The sequence below is a fragment of the Mycolicibacterium diernhoferi genome (genome assembly GCF_019456655.1).
Lineage (GTDB): Bacteria > Actinomycetota > Actinomycetes > Mycobacteriales > Mycobacteriaceae > Mycobacterium > Mycobacterium diernhoferi.
Genome location: NZ_CP080332.1, coordinates 119,765 through 136,010, shown reverse-complemented (window position 1 = coordinate 136,010; position 16,246 = coordinate 119,765). Strand labels below are relative to the sequence as shown.

Genomic DNA, 16,246 nt, shown 5'->3' with positions numbered 1-16,246 from the left:
TCGTACTGTCATCGCTCCTCCTCATTGCCGAGACTCCCTGCCGAGCCTCCGACGACCATGGGTTTCCGGAAACCCCGAGGCCGAAACATCACCTGCCCACCGGCACGCCGTGGACGGTGGACATCGTTTCGCCGGCCGTCTGGTCGAGGCTTGTCGGGACGGGCCACGGTTCCATCCATCCACAGGCAACTAGGCTGCTGAACAGCCGAAACAGTGAATTACACACATGTTATTAACAGCCCCCACGTTGCAGTCTGGACCATCGCTTCACGGTCCCCTCGGGCCGACGCCCTCGAACGCCCACTCCCGACCGTTTCGCCCCGTCCTCCTGCGGGCATGCCCTCTGTCCATGCACCCGACGGCCGACTACGAGGAGAGCTCCTCATGAAGACGTTGATCGCCGCGACCGGCGGGCTTGCGGCCGGTGTCCTCATCGGCAGGCGGGTGTCGGGGTCGCACACCGACGAGTGCAGTCCGGACTCCGGAGAGCAACCCAGCGAAGTTGCCGCAGATCGTGAAGCGCCGGATCCCGAAGATCCGTCCAAGCCGGATTCGCCGGCGGACCTGACCAAGCCGTCGGTGTCGTATGTCCTGCGCAAGACCGCCCGGGAGTTCAGTTCCGATCAGTGCACGGATCTTGCGGCGGCACTGACCTATTACGCCGTGTTGTCCCTGTTCCCGGCGCTGGTCGTGATGGTTTCCCTGCTCGGGGTCTTCGGCCAGGGGCAACGCACCACCGACGCGGTCCTGCAGATCGTCGAGGACCTCGGCCCGTCGTCCGCGGTCGACACGCTGCGAGGGCCGATCCAACAGCTGGTGGAAGCACCGTCGGCCGGGATCGCGCTGGTCATCGGCGTCGCCGGCGCACTGTGGTCGGCGTCGGGCTACATCGGCGCGTTCGGGCGTGCGATGAACCGGGTCTACGAGGTCGACGAAGGCCGCCCGGTCTGGAAGCTGCGCCCCATCCAGTTGCTGCTCACCTTCGTGGGGCTGGTGGCCGCGGCGGCGGTCGCGTTCATGCTTGCGGTCAGCGGGCCGATCGCGGCGGCGATCGGCGACGTCGCCGGGCTCGGCCCCGCCGCGCAGACGACCTGGAATATCGCCCGCTTCCCCGTCATCCTGGTCCTGGTCGTCGGCGCCGTCGCCGTGCTGTACTACGCGGCGCCCAACGTCGAGCAGCCGAAGTTCCGCTGGATCAGCATCGGAGCGGCCGTGGCGATCCTGCTGTGGGTCCTCGCCTCCGTCGGGTTCGGGTTCTACGTCGCCAACTTCGGCAGCTACAACAAGACCTACGGTGCGCTGGCCGGGGTGATCGTGTTCCTGCTGTGGTTGTGGATCACCAACCTGGCTTTGCTCTTCGGCGCCGAATTGGACGCCGAGCTCGAGCGTGGCCGCCAGCTCCAGGCGGGTATCGCCGCCGAACGCGTCCTTCAGCTACCGGCCCGGGACGACCGGGTCTCGGCGAAGAACCGGGCCAAGGAGGAAGCCGACGTCCGGCAGGGTCGGGTTCTGCGTGAGTCCCGCGGGCGTCACAGTGATGACCAGCACAGCACCGGCTGACCTGAGACGTTCTCCCTGCACCTCCCGCATGGATGCACGGGGATGTCAGCTCGGCCGACTACCATTCCTCCGGCACCCCCCTTGGCCCCGACGGAGAGAACCCAGCAGTGAGCTACACCGCCGCCGACATCACCGAGCTCGACGATGTCCAGCACACCCGCCTGCGGCCGGCGGTGAACCTCGGGCTCGATGTGCTCAACACCGCCCTGCGGGAGATCGTCGACAATGCCATCGAAGAGGTCGCCGTCCCCGGCCACGGCGGGTCCACGGTCACCATCACCCTGCACACCGACGGCTCGGTCAGCGTCGCCGATGACGGCCGCGGCCTGCCCGTCGACACCGACCCGACCACCGGCAAGAACGGCATCGTCAAGACGCTGGGCACCGCACGCGCCGGCGGCAAGTTCTCCGCGCACACCGACGCGGCCAGCACCGGCGCCGGCCTGAACGGAATCGGCGCTGCGGCAGCGGTATTCATCTCCGCGCGCACCGACGTCACGGTGCGCCGGGCGGGCAAGACCTACCTGCAGAGCTTCGGCGCCGGCTACCCGGGCGTGTTCGAGGGTGACGAGTTCGACCCCGACGCCCCGTTCACCCGCGTCGACACCCAGAGCCTGCGTGGTGTCGGCAACCGAAAGCCCAACGCGCACGGCACCACCGTGCGGATCCTGTTCGACCCGACCGTGGTGCCCGATTCCAGCGTGGATGTCGGCGAGGTGCTGCTGCGCGCGCATGCCGCGGCGCGGATGTCCCCCGGTGTACACCTCGTCGTCGTCGACGAGGGTTGGCCCGGTGACGAGGTCCCGCCGGCCCTGCTGGAGCCGTTCAGCGGCCCGTGGGGCACCGACACGCTGCTGGATCTGATGTGCTCGGCGGCCGGCACCCCGGCGCCCGGCGTCCGCGCCGTGGTCGAGGGCCGCGGCGAGTACACCACCGGCCGCGGACCGACGCCTTTCCGCTGGTCACTGACGGCGGGGCCGGCCGAGCCGGCGACCATCGCCGCGTTCTGCAACACGGTGCGCACCCCCGGCGGCGGCTCGCATCTGACGGCCGCCATGAAGGGCCTGTCCGAGGCGCTGGCCGACCGCGCCTCCCGGATCCGGGACCTGGGCCTGGCCAAGGGCGAGGACGGGCCGGAGCCGCAGGACTTCGTGGCGGTGACCGCGCTGGCGGTGGACACCCGTGCTCCCGATGTGGCGTGGGACTCCCAGGCCAAGACCGCGGTGTCGTCCCGCTCACTGAATGTGGCGATGGCCCCGGACGTAGCGCGCAGCGTGACGATCTGGGCGGCCAACCCCGCGAACAACGACACCGTCACGCTGTGGACGAAGCTGGCACTGGAGTCCGCCCGGGCCCGGCGCAGCGCCGAGGGCGCCAAGGCCCGCGCCCGCGCCGCCTCGAAGGCCAAGGGGCTGGGTACCAACCTGTCGCTGCCACCCAAGCTGCTGCCCAGCCGGGAGTCCGGACGCGGCTCGGGCGCCGAACTGTTCCTCTGCGAGGGCGATTCGGCGCTGGGCACCATCAAGGCCGCGCGGGACGCCACCTTCCAGGCCGCATTCCCGCTGAAAGGCAAGCCGCCCAACGTCTACGGGTATGCCCTGAGCAAGGCGCGGGGCAAGGACGAGTTCGACTCGATCGAGCGCATCCTGGGCTGCGGGGTACGCGACAACTGCGACCCGGAACTGTGCCGGTATGACCGGATCCTGTTCGCCTCCGACGCCGACCCCGACGGCGGCAACATCAACTCCAGCCTGATCTCGATGTTCCTGGACTTCTACCGTCCGCTGGTGGAGGCCGGGATGGTGTACGTGACACTGCCACCGCTTTTCGTGGTGAAGAACGGCGACGAGCGGATCTACTGCCAGGACGAATCCGAGCGGGACGCCGCGGTGGCCCGCCTGAAGGAGAACTCCAAGAAGCGGGTGGAGGTGCAGCGCAACAAGGGTCTCGGTGAGATGGACGCCGACGACTTCTGGAACACGGTGCTGGATCCGCACCGGCGCACCGTGATCCGGGTTCACCTCGACGACGGCGAGAAGAAGCTGCATCACACGTTGTTCGGTGGGCCGCCCGAGGGCCGACGCACGTGGATGGCCGACGTGGCCTCCCGCATCGACACCTCCGCACTGGATCTGACTTGAGAGATCGTAGGTAGAAGACTGTGACCGCCACCCTGGACGTTCCCGAGCAGAACCCCGACTTGGTGCTCGACCAGAGCGCCGACGACTACTGGAACCAATACCAGCTGACGTTTGCGCTGTACAGCGTCAGCGACCGCGCCATCCCGTCGGCCTACGACGGGCTCAAGCCCGGTCAGCGCCGGCTGCTGTACCAGATGCACGACTCGAAGCTGCTGCCCGGCAACAAGCCGCAGAAGTCCTCGAAGGTGTGCTCCGCGGTCACCGGCAACCTGCATCCGCACGGCGGCGCGTCGATGTACGGCGCGGCGGCGTTGATGGCCGCCGAGTTCCAGCGCGTGAAAGTCATTGACGGACAGGGCGCTTTCCCGCGGATCCAGGGCGACATCCCGGCCGCCGACCGCTACACCGAGATGCGACTGTCCGCTCCCGGCGCGGCGCTGACCGCCGAACTCGACAGCCACGCGGTGCCGATGGTGCCGACGTTCGACGGTGAGTGGACCGAGCCGACCTGGCTGCCGGCGCAGTGGCCGGTGCTGCTGTGCAACGGCGCGATGGGTATCGCCGAGGGCTGGGCCACCAAGGTGCCCGCCCACAACCCGCGCGAGATCATGGCGGCCTGCCGCGCCCTGCTGAAGACCCCGAACATGACCGACGACCGCCTGGTCAAGCTCATCCCGGGCCCGGACTGGGGCTGCGGGGCCCGGGTCATCGGCGAGAGCGGCCTGCGCGAGTACATCACCACCGGGCGCGGCCAGTTCACCGTGCGCGGCACGGTGACCGTCGAAGGCAAGAACTGCATCGTCACCGAGCTTCCGCCCGGCGTGGCCAGTAACACTGTGCAGGAACGGATCCGGGCCCTGGTGGAGTCCGGGGAGATGTCCGGCGTGGCCGACATGTCGGACCTGACCGATCGCCGCAACGGGCTACGGATCGTGGTCACCGCCAAGCGCGGCCACAGCGCCGAGCAGATCCGCGACCAACTGCTGGCGCTGACCCCGCTGGAGTCGACGTTCGCGGCCTCCCTGGTCGCCCTGGACGAGAACCGGGTGCCGCGCTGGTGGTCGGTCCGCGAGTTGATCGTCGCGTTCCTGCACCTGCGGGATTCGGTGGTGTTGCGCCGCAGCGAGTACCGGTTGGAGAAGGTCGCCGCGCGCCGGCACCTGGTGGCCGGCCTGATGCTGATCCATCTTGACATTGATACTGCCGTCGCGATCATTCGATCGTCCGACACCGTGGACGACGCCCGCCGGGGCCTGCAGGAGCGGTTCAAGATCGATGCCGAGCAGGCCGATTACGTGCTGAGCCTGCAGTTGCGCCGCCTGACCCGCCTCGACGTGATCGAGTTGCAGGCCGAGGCCGAGAAGCTGGACGCCGAGTATGCCGAGCTGACCGAACTGGTGACCAACCCCGATGCGCGCCGGGTGGTGATCGACAAGGAGCTCGTGGAGACCGCGAAACTGTTCAAGGGACCCGAGTACGACCGGCGCACCGTGCTGGACTTCGAGGCGACCCCGGTGACGGCCGGGGCCGGCGAGGATGGGGCGCGTGAGCGAAAGGTCAACGCCGCCTGGCGTCTTGATGACCGGGGGGTGTTCTCCGACAGCCACGGCGAGCTGCTCAGCTCGGGCCTGGGTTGGGCGGTGTGGACCGACGGCCGGATCAAGTTCACCACCGGCGGTGGTCTGCCGTACAAGATCCGCGACATCCCGGTCGCCCCGGACATCACCGGGCTGCTGCGTTCCGGGATGCTGCCCGAGGGCTATCACCTGGCCCTGGTCACCCGGCGCGGCAAGATCCTGCGCATCGACCCGGCCGCGGTGAACCCGCAGGGTGTGGCCGGCAACGGCGTGGCCGGAGTGAAGCTTGCGAGCGGCGGTGACCAGAACGATGAAGTGATTGCCGCGCTGCCGATTTCGTGCGCCAACGGCGAGGCGATCCTGTCGCTGTCGGAGAAGAGTTGGAAGGTCACCGACGTCGCCGACATCCCGGTCAAGGGCCGCGGCGGCGCCGGCGTCGGGTTCCACCCGTTCGTCAAGGGCGAGGATGTCCTGCTGGCGGCGACGGTCTCCGCGACCGGATACGTGCGCGGCAAGAGGGCGGTGCGCGCGGAGAACCGGGCGAAGGCCTCGATCAAAGGGTCCGGTGTGGATGTGACCCCGGCGGAGTAGGCCGTGCTATGACGATCGTTATAGCTGCAGCTCGCCGTGGGTTATAACAAACGCCATAGAAGGCGAGACCGCGGATCTCGCGTCCGGCGCCACGGCGTCAGGACGCGAACGCCGCCAGGTTGTCCGCGAGGAACTCGCGCAGGGTCAACGGATCCCGGCCGATCAGCCGGCGCAAATCATCGGCCTGCTCGGCCGAGGCGACCGCCCCTCGCGCGGCCACCATCCCGCCGACCGACGAAATATGCTGGGCCATCTCCACATTGACCACGGGATCAGCTCCGTCGGCGGCAAGATCGATCAGGTCGGCTCGCCACTGCGCGGCGTCGACGGGCTCGTAGCGCACCGGCGTCTGCAGCGTTTCGGTCATCAGATCGGCGATGTCGGCATAGGAGAACATCTCGTTGCCGCTGGGGTAGCACACCGTGTCGGCGAACCGTTCCGGATGCAGCAGAGCCACCAAACCGAGCTCGGCGGCGTCACGCCCGCTGATCCAGGGCACTGGGTTGTCCCCGAAGGAGCTGCGCAGGATTCCGCGGTCACGCACCGTCGGTGCGTGCAGTACCCGCAGATTCTCGTGGAACACCGCCGTCACGCGCAGAATCAGCACATCGAGACCGGCCCACTGCATCATCTCCTCGGCCAGCCACTGGGCCCGGCCGAGGTCGCTGGGATGGTTCGGGTGGGCGGGTCCCATCGACATCACCACCGTGCGCGGTGATCTTCCCACCTTCCGGACTGCGGCGGTGTAGTTGGCCGCGGCCGGCACCACCCCGGCGGCGATCGGGTAGGTGAAGTACGCCAGGTCCACATCGGCGAGGGCCGGTAGCAGGCTGCGCCGGTCGGTGAGATCGCCGAGCACGATCTCTGCGCCGAGTTCGGCCAGTTCCTCGGTGCGCTCGCTGCGGGTGCGGGCCAGCACCCGGACGGCGCGGCCCTGGTCGCGTAGCCGGCGCACCAGGTATCCACCGGTGTTTCCGTGCCGGCCGGTGGCGCCCATGATCAGGATCGGATTGGTCATCCCGTGCGTTCCTGTCTGTCGAGTGTCGCTAGATATCAAAGATGAGCAGCGTGCTGGAGGCAGTGGCCACCACCGCGCCGTATTCGTCGGTGATCGATCCTTCGGTAAATCCCACCCGTGCACCCGATTTCACGACGGATCCGGTCGCGGTGAGTAGACCGCTGGTCAGCCGCACTGCTTTGAGATAGTTGACCTTGATCTCCACCGAGGTGTACCCCTTGCCCTGCGGCAGCGTGCTGTGCAGTGCGCAACCGAGTACCGAGTCGAGCAGCGTGCAGACCAGGCCGCCGTGCACCGATCCGATCGGGTTGTAGACGGATTCATCGGGGCTGCAAGTGAATACCACCCGGCCGTGTTCGGCCTCGACGATCTCGGTCTGCATGAGCGCCGCGATCGGCGGGGGCGGCAGGGCCCCGTCGCGCATCGCGCGCAGGTAGTCCAGTCCCGGCATCGACAGTCCGACCGCGGTGCCAGGAGCGGGATCGTGCCAGGTGACCGTGCGGGATCGGGTTTCACCCCACCGGCTTCTGTCGGTGACGGGTTCTGCAGTCACCCCTGCCCCCTGGTCGCGGTCGCGCTGCGGTAGGCCTCCCGGTCCGGGTCGTCGGGTGCGACGACGTGTTTGAGCCCCCACTTCAGCAGTGCGGTGAGAATGGGCGCGAGTTCCTCGCCCGACGGGGTGAGGTGGTACTCGAAGCGTTGCGGCGAACTCTGGTACTCGACGCGCTCGACGACACCGGCCTCCATCAGGCTCTTCAGCCGGGCGGCTACGCGGTCACGGGGTGCACCGGTACCGACCACGATCTCGTTGAATGTCCTTGCGCCCAAATGGAGTTCGCGCACGACGAGCAGCGACCACCGCTCACCGACCACTTCGATTGCGGCGGCGATCGGGCACGGCCGTCCGGGCAGTTCGGCGAGGCGGGAACTGGTCATAGCCCCATCATGGCACAGTCGGTTTGAAATTCAAACCCTTATCGCCGAGGCGCCGATGAAGTGGGTTCTTCACACCACCGAACGGGACTTCCGGACCGTAGGGCTACGACGCGGGAGGCCACAACCGGCCCAGGGCAGTGAGTCCGTTCGTCGTGGATGGCCGCCAGCGCGCCGTTCCAAAGTTTGAGCAGCTTTCCGATGCTCGCGCGGTTGGTGGCCTGGGCGGTGGTCGCAAACGAGAAAAGCCTTAGGCGAACAACTCACCGCGGGTCGGTAAGAAGGCTAAGGATCTGACCGAGAAAGCCAGGCCGGCCAACAGCGTGTTCCGTTGGTGCAGTGCGATACCGGAATGTCAACGCACGGCTGGACCGGTTCAGAAGGTGGTGTAGGCCTTACGGAGAGTCTCCTCGATCGTCCACCGGCCCGACCATCCCTTCGGCATGGTCACGAAGTCGCCGGCGGTGATGGTCAATCGTGATCCCGTCTCGTCGTCCTCCAAGACGGCCTTGCCCTCGATCACGTAGCACGTCTCACTGGCCGGCTTGACGTCCACCCTGTAGCTGCCCGGGGTGCACTCCCAGATACCGACCTTCGCCCCGGTGCCGGTCTCTACCGGGAGCTGGCGGATCTGCGGGTCACCGGCGTCCGCTCCGACGCGCGGGCCCATCGGGGTGAGCTTATCGCGTGCGGAGGATGCCGAGATATGGACCAGTGCAGGCATGTTCATCCTTTCAGGGATTTGGAACTCGATGGGTCGGAAATGAACGCCGGGCCGTTTCATCACGAACTGGTCGCGCAAGAAGAGGACTCATCGCCGGGGTTCTGGACGAGATCGCCTCCCGTCAAGAACGCCCTTTGATCGACGGCTAGACCCCGGAGATAATTACCACATTCGACTTGGCTGAGCGGTGGCGAAGCCCGGCCACCGCCTGGTACTCCTCGGATTCGAACCACGCATGCGCCAGTTCCTTACTGGGGAACTCGACCAGCGCCGTCCGATAGGGCCACTGCCCCTCCAGGACTTCCGCGGCGGCATCCGCTCCGATGAACGTGCCGTCGAACTTTTTCAGCATCGCAATGTGGTCTGCCGCTTCGTACTCGCGGTAACCGTCGGCGTCATCGATCTGCAGTTGGAACAGCACAAATGCTCGGCTCATCGGCCGTTTCTCCTTCTCGGGTGCCGGTAAGGCGGGTCAGGCGCCGGTACGGACGAGTTTCATGTTGACGAACTCTTCGGCGCCGAGGCGGCCGAGTTCCCGCCCGTAGCCGGAGTTCTTCACCCCGCCGAACGGCACCTCGGGGCCTTCACCCTCGACCGTGTTGATGTACACCATGCCTGCTTGGATCTGGTCGGCGACGCGTTCGGCCTGGACGGGGTCATCGGTGAACACAAACGATCCGAGTCCGAACTCCGTGTCATTGGCCAGTTCGACGGCTTCGGCCTCATCGCGGGCCCGGAACACCTGCGCGACCGGCCCGAAGAACTCCTCGGCGTACGCACTGCCGTCACGTCGGACATTGGTCAATACCGTCGGCGGGAAGAAGGCTCCGTCGCGCTGTCCGCCGAGCTCGACTTTCGCACCCTCCTGGACAGCCCGATTCACCTGCGCTTCAAGCCGTTCCGCAGCCTCGACGGAGCAGAGGGGCCCGAGCTTGGTGGCGGGATCGAAGGGATCACCGGGCGTGAAGGTCGACATCCCGGCGACGAACTTCTCCAGGAACTCATCGTAGAGGTGGTCGGCGACGATGAAGCGCTTCGCGGCGTTGCAGGCCTGCCCGGAGTTGTACATACGCGCTGCGACAGCTTTGGTCACCAGCGAGTCCATGTCGTCGGTCGACAGCACCAGGAAGGGATCCGAACCACCGAGTTCGAGCACGACCTTCTTCAGGTGCTCTCCCGCAAGCTTCGCCACGGCGGAGCCGGCCCGTCCGGATCCGGTGAGCGAGACCCCGCGCACGCGCGGATCGGCGATCACCGATTCGATCTGCTCGTTGGACGCCAGGATGGTGGTGTACGCGCCCGAAGGGAGACCCGCGTCGTTGAACACCGCTTCGATCGCGGCGGCGGATTCAGGGCACTGCGGGGCCGGCTTCAGCAGGACCGTGTTCCCGATCATCAGGTTCGGTGCCGCACAACGCGCCGCCATGAAATAGGGGTAGTTCCACGGCATGATGCCCAGCACGACGCCCAGTGGCGCGCGCCGAATCACACCGGTGCCGCTACCTCCCCGCAGTTTGATCGGCTCGTCGGCCAGGAATTCTTCGGCGCTGTCGGCGTAGTAGCGGTAGATCGACGCCGAGAACTGGGCCTCTCCGATGGCCGATCCGATCGGCTTACCCATCTCACGACTGATGATCGCGCCGAGTTCTTCGGCTCGTTCGTCGTAGATCGCGGCGACCTTGCGCAGCACCTCGACGCGCTCGGCGATGCTGCTTGCACTCCACGCGGCCTGGGCGGAGGCGGCCTGGCCGATGGCGGTGGCCAGATCCTCGTCGGTGATACCCGGGAACCCCTTGAGGGTCTCGCCGGTGGCCGGGTTGGTGACGGCATAGGTGGTCATGACTCGTGTTTCTCCTTCTCTACTGCCGCGATGACGAAAGCGTGGTCATTGGCCAGTAGCGCTGTGGGCATTGGGATGTGGTGGATGTTCGGACAGTCGTCCGGTCAGCGGGCGGCGATCTTGTCGGCGATGCGTGCAATCCTCGACGTTCGGTCCGAACGGGAGAGGGCTTCCAGACGGTCGGCCAGGGAGTAGGCGAGATAGAAGCCGTTGGCACCGATCCACCGGAGCGGTTCCGGCTCCCAGCGTCGTGGAACCGGACGGACCCAGGCGGATGTGGACAGGAAGCTCTTGCGCCCCGTCAGCAGGTCGGCGGCGGCCAGGCCCGCCAGGTAGCTTGCCGTCAGTCCCTGCCCCGCGTAACCACCCATCCGCAACACCTGTCCGGCCGAGTCGTAGTCGAGGAAAGGCGACCAGTCACGGGTCACCCCGATGACACCGCACCAGGCGTGCGCCGGCCGGGCGCCCAACCCCGGGAACAGATCTTCGATGACCTGCATCAGAGACCGCACGGTGGCCTCGTCGGTCATACCGTTTCGATCGGTTCGCGACCCGAAGCGGTAGGGCCTGCCGCGACCACCGATGGCGATCCGGCCATCGGGCGTACGTTCACTATGAAAATACGTGTGCGCGGTGGCAGACACCCCGTCGTGGTGGTCCCATCCCACCCTCGCCCACTGATCCTGGGTCAGGGGCTCGGTCACCAACATGCTGCTGTTGAGCGGCAGCATGCGGCGCCGCTGACCGGGTTGCGCAGCGGTATAACCCTCGGTTGCCACCACGATCTGGGAAGCTTTGACCCGGTGCGGTCCGACCGTCAGTTGTCCCGGCTCGATGTTCGTCACGCGTGCGCCGGTGTATACCGCTGCGCCGGCATCGATGGCCAGTGACGCCAGCCGGAACACCATCTTGACCGGGTCGACGCAGTAATTGTGCGGACTGTGAATCGCACCCACGATCCCGCTCGCGTGAATGCGCTCGTAGGTTTCCTCGGCGGACATCATACGAATCGAGGATTCGTCCAGGCCCCACCGGCGGGACTCGGCGACGTAGTTCTCGGCACGACGGAGCTCACTCGCCGACCGGGCGAGTTGGGTCCAGCCACCTCGACGAGCATCGATTTCGTCGGCACCCAGGATGTCGACCACTTCGTTACAGGCACTCGCGAGCCGGTCCTGCATATCGGTGACGGCCTTCGCGCCGCCGGCGCCTCGGGCCAACGCCCGACGGACGCCGACCTGCTTTGCCGACATCCAGCCGCCGTTGCGGCCGGAGGCCCCGAACCCGAGGCACTCGGCCTCCAGGACCGCGACGGACAATTCGGGCCGCACCTGCGCCAGTGCCCATGCCACCCACAGTCCGGACAGGCCGCCACCCACAATGGCGACGTCGCAGTCGATATCTCGCGCGAGCGTCTGAGTCGGCGGTGCGGTCGGGGCACCGGGGTGCGTCAACCAGAATGAGATTTCTCCGCGCTTCATTCTTTGATTCCTCTAACGAGTGGCGGGTGATTCACGAACGCTCGGGGCGCTGACGGCAACACCCCGTTGGCAGACTCGCCTGCGAGACAAAGAGGCAACACCTCGCACGCCGACGCGCGATTTGAAGTTGGTCATATGACTCAGGTCGATGACCCATACCATGCCGCACAGCGCATCCGGTGTCAAGCGATCCGAAAACCCCCCGGACTGCGGGGATGGAAACTCCAGCCGACAAGAAAATCTGGTTCCGAATCTCTTGACAGCACTGGTCGCGTGCTTGAATATCTCAACTTAGTCAATTGACCCAGTTGTTCGAACTCCTGACTGAACAGCCCTCGCCTTGTGGGTCGATCGACAATGACACCTCGGTGGCCACGACCCACCGATCGCACATCGAGCAGTGTGAATACCCGCTCCGCCAAGCCCGCCACCCACTTCATACCCAGAGCAGCAGAGGTGACCCTGATGTACTCCAAGGTTTTGATCGCCAATCGCGGTGAGATCGCGATTCGGGCCTCCCGAGCAGCGTACGAACTCGGTGTCGACACGGTCGCTGTCTATCCATACGAGGATCGCAACTCGGTCCACCGCCTGAAGACCGACGAGTCGTACCAGATCGGCGAGGTGGGCCATCCCGTCCGGGCCTATCTGGCCGTCGATGAGATCGTCCGCACCGCTGTCGCTTCGGGCGCGGATGCCGTGTACCCGGGTTACGGATTCCTCTCGGAAAACCCGAAACTGGCGGCGGCGTGCGCCGCAGCGGGAATCACCTTTGTGGGCCCCTCCGCCGAGGTGCTGGAACTCACCGGGAACAAGGCGCGCGCGATCGCCGCCGCGCGGGCGGCCGGACTGCCGGTGCTGGACTCCACCGCGCCCTCCGCCGATGTCGATGAGCTGCTGGCGGCGGCACAGAACATGCAGTTCCCGGTATTCGTCAAAGCGGTCGCCGGCGGGGGCGGCCGCGGAATGCGCCGGGTTGCCGAACGGGAGCAGCTGAGGGACGCCATCGAGGCCGCCAGCCGGGAGGCTGCGGCAGCATTCGGTGACGCCACCGTGTTCCTCGAGCAGGCGGTGATCAATCCACGCCATATCGAGGTGCAGATTCTCGCCGACAACTACGGCAATGTCATCCACCTGTACGAGCGTGACTGTAGCGTGCAGCGCCGGCATCAGAAGGTCATCGAGCTCGCCCCCGCCCCGAACCTGGATCCCACTCTGCGTCAACGTATCTGCGACGACGCCGTCGCGTTCGCCCGCCAGATCGGATACAGCTGCGCCGGCACGGTGGAGTTCCTGCTCGACGAGCGGGGCAATCACGTCTTCATCGAGATGAACCCCCGTATCCAGGTCGAGCACACCGTCACCGAGGAGATCACCGACGTCGACCTGGTGTCGAGCCAACTCCGGATCGCCGGGGGAGCTTCGCTGGCCGAGCTCGGCTTGAGCCAAGACCGGGTCGGTACCCACGGCGCCGCTCTACAGTGCCGGATCACCACCGAGGATCCGGCCAACGGGTTCCGGCCGGACACCGGGCGGATCACGGCGTACCGCTCGCCCGGTGGTGCCGGTATCCGATTGGATGGTGGTGCTCATGTGGGCGCCGAGGTGTCGGCGCATTTCGACTCCATGCTGGTGAAGCTGACGTGTCGGGGGTACGACTTCGAAACCGCGGTACGCCGGGCGCGCCGCGCGGTCGCCGAGTTCCGGATCCGCGGGGTGTCGACCAACATTCCTTTCCTGGCGGCGGTTCTGGAAGATCCGGATTTCGTCGCCGGTCGGATCACCACGAGCTTCATCGACGAGCGGCCGCAACTGTTGACCACGCATGGCAGCGCGGACCGGGGCACCAAGATCTTGAACTACCTGGCCGACGTGACGGTGAACAAGCCGTATGGTGATCGGCCGTCGACCGTGTACCCCAGCAGCAAGCTTCCCGGTATCGATCTGCGCGCGACACCGCCCGCGGGCAGTAAGCAGAAGCTGACCGACCTGGGCCCGCAGGGATTCGCGCGGTGGCTGCGGGACTCACCGGCACTCGGCGTCACCGACACCACATTCCGTGATGCGCATCAGTCGTTGCTGGCGACGCGGGTGCGCAGCAACGGCCTGCTCACGGTCGCACCCTACGTGGCGCGGATGATGCCGCAGCTGCTGTCGGTCGAGTGCTGGGGCGGGGCCACCTACGATGTCGCACTGCGGTTCCTCAAGGAGGATCCCTGGGAACGCCTGGCCGCACTGCGGGAGGCCATGCCGAACATCTGCCTGCAGATGCTGCTCCGCGGCCGTAACACCGTGGGCTACACCCCCTACCCAGAGACCGTCACCACGGCGTTCGTGGACGAAGCCGCTAGCACCGGCGTCGACATCTTCCGGATCTTCGACGCACTGAACAACGTCGACTCGATGCGACCGGCCATCGATGCGGTCCGCGCCACCAACACCACAGTGGCCGAGGTGGCGATGTCCTACACAGGGGATCTGTCCAATCCCGTCGAATCGTTGTACACGCTGGACTACTACCTACGTCTGGCCGAGCAGATCGTCGAGGCCGGTGCACATGTGCTGGCCATCAAGGACATGGCCGGCCTGCTGCGGCCCGCTGCGGCCGCAACGCTGGTGAGCGCACTCAAATCACGGTTCGACCTACCGGTGCACGTACACACCCATGACACCCCCGGCGGACAGCTGGCCACCTATCTCGCGGCGTGGACCGCCGGTGCCGATGCCGTGGACGGTGCGTCCGCGCCGCTCGCCGGCACCACCAGTCAGCCCGCGTTGAGTTCCATCGTCGCGGCCGCGGCGTATACCGACCGTGATACCGGGCTGGACCTGCAAGCCGTGTGCGACCTCGAGCCGTACTGGGAAGCGCTGCGAAAGGTCTACGGTCCCTTCGATGTTGCCGCAGCCGGGCCCTCCGCGCCGACGGGGCGGGTGTACACCCATGAGATCCCCGGCGGGCAGCTGTCCAACCTGCGCCAGCAAGCGATCGCACTCGGCTTCGGCGACCGGTTCGAGGAAGTCGAGAGCAACTACGCGGCAGCCGACCGCATGCTGGGCCGACTGATCAAGGTGACCCCGAGTTCCAAGGTGGTCGGCGACCTGGCCCTGGCATTGCTCGGCGCCGGCATCGGCGCCGAGGAGTTCGCCGCCGACCCCGACCGCTATGACATCCCGGAGTCGGTGATCGGCTTCCTGCGCGGTGAGCTCGGTGATCCGGCCGGCGGATGGCCGGAGCCGCTACGCACCAAGGCGTTACACGGCCGCAGCGCGGCCCGGCCGCAACGAGAATTGTCCAACGAGGACGAGGCGGTACTGGCGCAACCGGGCGGCAAGCGCCAGGCGGCACTGAATCGGTTGCTGTTCCCCGGTCCGACCAAGGAGTTCGAGACCCACCGCGATACCTATGGCGACACCAGCTCACTCAGTGCCAATCAGTTCTTCTACGGGTTGCGTCAGGGTGACGAACACCGGGTGCGACTGGAGAAGGGTGTCGAACTGCTGATCGGGCTGGAAGCGGTATCCGACCCTGACGAACGGGGAATGCGTACCGCAATGTGCACCATGAACGGACAACTCCGTCCGATACTGGTGCGCGATCGGAGTATCGCCTCGGCGGTGCCCACCGCGGAAAAAGCCGACCGCACCAACCCCGACCACGTGGCCGCACCATTCGCCGGTGTCGTCACCGTCACCGTCAGTGAGGGTGACGCGGTCGAAACCGGCCAGACGATTGCCACCATCGAAGCGATGAAAATGGAGGCCGCGATCACCGCCCCCAAGGCGGGCACCGTCGCCCGGGTCGCCGTCACCGCCACCGCCCAGGTCGACGGTGGCGACCTGTTGGTCGAGTTGGCATGACATGCGCGCTGCACTGCTCGACGAGGACACCGACGCTCTGAGGAGGTACTGCGGGTGACGTCCGTGTCCGAGACCGAGGTCGCGTGGGAGCTGCTCGCCTGTCACCGACAATGCTTGACGGTGGCTGAATGGCATGCGGTTTCGATCAATCTGGCGATCGGGGAACACCAGATGGCCGTGCACGACATCCTCACCGCGGTGGTCCGCGAGCGGGAGCCGATCACAGCGGCATCCGCACAGCGACTGGCCGAGGTCATCAGGGTGTACGAATACGGCACCGCCGTGAGCGCGCTCCTCGACGAAGCGATCGACAATACCCATCGCATCCACTCGGCCCGACTGGTCGCGACGCCTCGGCCTCGGAGCCCCCGGCCTGTGCACGCAGAATAGTGACGATATCCACGCCGTGAAACCGACCGCTGCGGCTGCCCGCAACCGCGTAGCGCCACTTCGGCTCGGCGATCTCACGGCCGCTCAGGTGGGTGCACTCACCGTGTCGGGGTCGGCCATGGCGCAGGACATC

Annotated in this window: 12 protein-coding genes; 5 read left to right on the top strand and 7 right to left on the bottom strand. The window is 66.7% G+C overall.

The window, feature by feature from the left end:
- Positions 1–384 precede the first annotated feature (384 nt).
- The 3 genes from K0O62_RS00610 to K0O62_RS00600 all read left to right on the top strand — a co-directional run bounded on the left by K0O62_RS00610 (position 385) and on the right by K0O62_RS00600 (position 5,869).
- The gene (locus tag K0O62_RS00610) at positions 385–1,560 is read left to right on the top strand and encodes a YihY/virulence factor BrkB family protein (protein WP_234800276.1); all 1,176 of its coding nucleotides are present in this window, start codon (positions 385–387) and stop codon (positions 1,558–1,560) included.
- Between the two features lie 107 nt (positions 1,561–1,667).
- On the top strand, positions 1,668–3,701 hold the full coding sequence (locus tag K0O62_RS00605; RefSeq protein WP_073859074.1) for a toprim domain-containing protein: 2,034 nt from the start codon (positions 1,668–1,670) through the stop codon (positions 3,699–3,701).
- 20 nt (positions 3,702–3,721) lie between these two features.
- Positions 3,722–5,869 (top strand): DNA gyrase subunit A, encoded by a 2,148-nt coding sequence (locus tag K0O62_RS00600; RefSeq protein WP_073859073.1) that lies wholly within the window; start codon positions 3,722–3,724, stop codon positions 5,867–5,869.
- Between the two features lie 97 nt (positions 5,870–5,966).
- Here K0O62_RS00600 and K0O62_RS00595 read toward each other — a convergent pair whose 3' ends face one another.
- The 7 genes from K0O62_RS00595 to K0O62_RS00565 all read right to left on the bottom strand — a co-directional run bounded on the left by K0O62_RS00595 (position 5,967) and on the right by K0O62_RS00565 (position 11,865).
- Entirely contained in the window at positions 5,967–6,887 is a 921-nt protein-coding gene (locus K0O62_RS00595) for an NmrA family NAD(P)-binding protein (protein ID WP_073859072.1), read from the bottom strand.
- A 28-nt stretch (positions 6,888–6,915) separates the two neighbouring features.
- Positions 6,916–7,440 carry a PaaI family thioesterase gene (locus K0O62_RS00590; protein WP_073859071.1) on the bottom strand — a complete coding sequence of 175 codons (525 nt, stop codon included), beginning with the start codon at positions 7,438–7,440 and terminating at the stop codon, positions 6,916–6,918.
- Positions 7,437–7,823 carry a winged helix-turn-helix transcriptional regulator gene (locus K0O62_RS00585; protein WP_073859070.1) on the bottom strand — a complete coding sequence of 129 codons (387 nt, stop codon included), beginning with the start codon at positions 7,821–7,823 and terminating at the stop codon, positions 7,437–7,439. Before K0O62_RS00585 ends, K0O62_RS00590 begins: the two co-directional genes overlap by 4 nt.
- Before the next feature lie 373 nt (positions 7,824–8,196).
- Entirely contained in the window at positions 8,197–8,544 is a 348-nt protein-coding gene (locus K0O62_RS00580; protein WP_073859139.1) for a cupin domain-containing protein, read from the bottom strand.
- Positions 8,545–8,689: 145 nt separating this feature from the next.
- The gene (locus K0O62_RS00575; protein ID WP_073859069.1) at positions 8,690–8,980 is read right to left on the bottom strand and encodes a DUF1330 domain-containing protein; all 291 of its coding nucleotides are present in this window, start codon (positions 8,978–8,980) and stop codon (positions 8,690–8,692) included.
- Positions 8,981–9,016: 36 nt separating this feature from the next.
- The gene (locus tag K0O62_RS00570) at positions 9,017–10,384 is read right to left on the bottom strand and encodes an NAD-dependent succinate-semialdehyde dehydrogenase (RefSeq protein ID WP_073859068.1); all 1,368 of its coding nucleotides are present in this window, start codon (positions 10,382–10,384) and stop codon (positions 9,017–9,019) included.
- A 104-nt stretch (positions 10,385–10,488) separates the two neighbouring features.
- Entirely contained in the window at positions 10,489–11,865 is a 1,377-nt protein-coding gene (locus K0O62_RS00565; protein ID WP_073859067.1) for an NAD(P)/FAD-dependent oxidoreductase, read from the bottom strand.
- 465 nt (positions 11,866–12,330) lie between these two features.
- Between K0O62_RS00565 and K0O62_RS00560 the strand changes: the two genes are divergently transcribed.
- The gene (locus tag K0O62_RS00560) at positions 12,331–15,723 is read left to right on the top strand and encodes a pyruvate carboxylase (RefSeq protein WP_073859138.1); all 3,393 of its coding nucleotides are present in this window, start codon (positions 12,331–12,333) and stop codon (positions 15,721–15,723) included.
- Between the two features lie 63 nt (positions 15,724–15,786).
- A complete protein-coding gene (locus tag K0O62_RS00555; RefSeq protein WP_131817465.1) occupies positions 15,787–16,113 on the top strand; it encodes a hypothetical protein in 327 nt (108 codons plus the stop codon).
- Positions 16,114–16,246 lie beyond the last annotated feature (133 nt).